General features: G+C 67.5%; 2 protein-coding genes. One reads left to right on the top strand and one right to left on the bottom strand.

Going from position 1 to position 2,972, the window contains the following annotated elements:
* Positions 1–4 precede the first annotated feature (4 nt).
* Entirely contained in the window at positions 5–805 is an 801-nt protein-coding gene (locus tag HUK84_RS13865; RefSeq protein ID WP_374729365.1) for a copper resistance protein B, read from the top strand.
* 52 nt (positions 806–857) lie between these two features.
* Here HUK84_RS13865 and HUK84_RS13860 read toward each other — a convergent pair.
* Positions 858–2,972, bottom strand: a 2,115-nt coding sequence (locus tag HUK84_RS13860) for a TonB-dependent receptor family protein (RefSeq protein ID WP_176640814.1), incomplete at its 5' end; no start/stop codon positions are given.

Raw genomic sequence — 2,972 nt, 5'->3', positions numbered from 1 at the left:
GGCCATGGCGCCCATGCCCGGCATGCCAATGCCCGGCACGGACGCGAAAGGCACGGACGCGATGCCCGGCATGGATGCCATGCCGGGCATGACGGACGGCCCGGCCGCCACGCCGGCCCCAACCCCCATCCCCCCTGCGGTCACCTATGTCGGCGGCATGCCTCCGGTCATGGACTACAACACCTACCTGCACGCGCTGCTCGACCAGTTCGAGGTCCGCGCCGGCGCCCGGGGCGGGCAGTTCCGCTATGACGGCCAAGCCTGGTTCGGCACCGATTACGACAAGCTCTGGCTGAAATCCGAGGGCACGCTCGGCCCCGGCGGCCGGTTCGGCGACGGCGACCACGAACTGCTCTATGACCGCGCCGTCACCCGCTATTTCGACGCGCAATCCGGCATCCGGCTCGACATCGACGACGGCCCCGCCCGCGCCTGGGGCGCATTCGGCGTCGAAGGCCTGGCGCTCTATTTCTTCCAGTTGGAGGCCACCGCCTATGTCGGCGACCACGGCGTCGCCGGCCGGGTGCAGGGATCATACGATCTGCTGCTGACCAACCGGCTGATCCTGCAACCCCAGGCCGAACTCAACGCCTATTCCGCCGCCGACCGCGCCCGCGGCACGGGCGCCGGCCTGTCCGACCTCGATACCGGGCTCAGGCTCCGCTACGAATGGCACCGCAAGTTCGCGCCCTATCTGGGCGTGGCCTATCACGATCTCTTCGGCCGGTCCGCCCGCTTCTCCCACGAAAGAGGGCAGGGGGCGCACACGCTCGGCGTCACCTTCGGCATCCGGATGTGGTTCTGACGGCCGGCCGGGGAGGGCGGCCTCCCCGGCCTGGCCGCCGCCGGAGCGACTCTCAGAACCGCATCCGCACCCCGCCGAAGACGGCGCGCGGCGACCCGGCATAGATCGACCCGGTCCGGGTCGCCAGCACGGCGGCCCCGGCCTGCCGCCCGTTGGCCTGCAGCACGTCGGTGATATTGGCCGCCCCCGCGACATAGGTCGCATCGGCCAGGTTCCGCACCTCGACATAGCCATGCAGCCGGTGCGCCCAGCCCATGCGGCGGGGCGGGTCGTAATGCAGCTCCAGATTGACCAGCCCATAGCCCGGTGCGCGCAGCCGGTTGGCATTGTCCAGCCAGTACGCGCTGCGCCACGTCACCTCGACAGAACCGCCCAGCCCCTCCAGCAGCCCGTCCGGCTGGTCGTACAGCACCCGCGCATTCAGGAAATTCGGGATTACACCGGGAATATTCCGCCCCGACCGGTCGAAGGCGCGCGACAGCGCGCTGTTGGACAGGATTTCGGTATAACGCGTATAGATCTGGTTGTCGTAGGTATAGCTCAGCCTGACCCGCGCGCCCGGCAAGGTCCTGTGCAGCGGCGCCCACTCCGCCCCCAGCTCGACGCCCCGATGCTGCGTCGCCGGCGCGTTGAATGCATAAGACCCGACACTGTTCACCCCGGCCGACTGGCTGACCAGCTCGTCACGGTAGAATTCGTAAAACCCCGTTGCCTGCAGGCGTAATGCCCGCGACGGATGCCAGTCGGCGCCCAGATCGATCCCGACGCTGGTGGTGCTCTTCAACTGCGTGTTGTTGCCATACGTGCCCTGCGGGGTCACGAACAGGTTCGACGTCGCCGGCGTCGCATAGGCCGTGCCGACGCGCGCATGCACCGTCCAGTCCGAGGCGGGCGCATAGACCAGCGCCGCCTCGGGCGCCAGGTTGAAGAAAAATCGGTCGGCGGTAACCCAGGTCCGGGCCTGCCCGCGCGCGCTGTAACTATACAGCGTCTCCACCGCCCCCAGGTCGGAATAGGTGCCCCCCAGCCCGATGACGGCATGCCAGCGCGGCGCGAACTGCCAATCCTCCTGGAACCGCGCGCCCAGATTCCATTGATGGCCATAGGCGGTACTGTTCAGCGCCCCCCGCGTCGCCCCGCCTTCCGGCGTCAGGTTATAGACCTGGTAGCCGAAATCCAGATAATCGAAATTCACCCCGGCAAAGCTGGTCAGGTTCGTGGCGCCGATCCGCCCGCGATTCGTGATGTCGCTGCTGACCGCATAGGAATTGTACGGGCCGACGAAACTGGTGACCGAGGTCGGCTGGTCGACATGCCGCTGGTCATAGGTGAATTGCGTGCGCCAGGTCGTCCGGCTGTCGATATCATGTTCCCAGCGCAACCCCACGATGCTGCGCCGGTCGAACCGGCCCAGCCCGGCCTGCTGGGGGCTCAGCGCCCGCGTCGCGCCGTAACGGCCATTCACCAGCAGATTGACCGTCGCGCATCCCGCCGCCGCCTGCGCGGCATCTGCGCAGCCCGCCTGATAGGGATTCCGGCGATACTGGTCCAGCGACAGCCGCAACGGCAGGAAGGCATCCGTCACGTTATTGACGAATTTCAGGACCAGCCGGTCCGACGGCGTCAGGCTGACGCGCAGCCGCGCATTCTCCGTCGCAGTCGCATAGCTGCTATTGGCGATGAACCCGTTGCTCCGCACGTCGCTACCGAAGACCATCAGGTCATAGGCCCGGTTGCCGGCGCCCAGCGTGACGTAAGTGTTGATCATGCCGAAACTGCCGAAATCCGACCCCAGCTCCAGCCCATGGATGTCGGCGCCGTCGCGGGTGCGGAAATCGATCGCGCCATTGATCGCATAATTGCCATACAGCGTCGAGGCCGGCCCCTGGAACACGTCGACCCTGTCATAGGCATGCGGATCGATCAGGTCGGACCGCGCCGTGCCGTCGGGCTGGGTCATCGGAAACCCGTCCTCCAGCACCTGGATGTTCTTCAGGCCATAGGATTGCCGATCCCCCGACCCGCGGATCGACACCACGACATCGCGCGGCCCGTTGCCGGCCACGAAGCTGACGCCGGGCACGGTGACCAGCATGTCCGCCACCGTCTGGGCGGCCTGCCCGGCAAAGCTGCTCCGCCCGGCGCCGTACGTGGTCTGCCCCGCCGG

Origin of the sequence: Nguyenibacter vanlangensis, assembly GCF_013376155.1 — a bacterium.
Lineage (GTDB): Bacteria > Pseudomonadota > Alphaproteobacteria > Acetobacterales > Acetobacteraceae > Gluconacetobacter > Gluconacetobacter vanlangensis.
This window is presented reverse-complemented; position numbering and strand designations above follow the sequence as displayed.

What these genes read in the sequence shown, in the direction of transcription:
- HUK84_RS13865 (WP_374729365.1), top strand. Translation starts at nt 5, where the DNA reads ATGGCGCCCATGCCCGGCATGCCAATGCCCGGCACGGACGCGAAAGGC.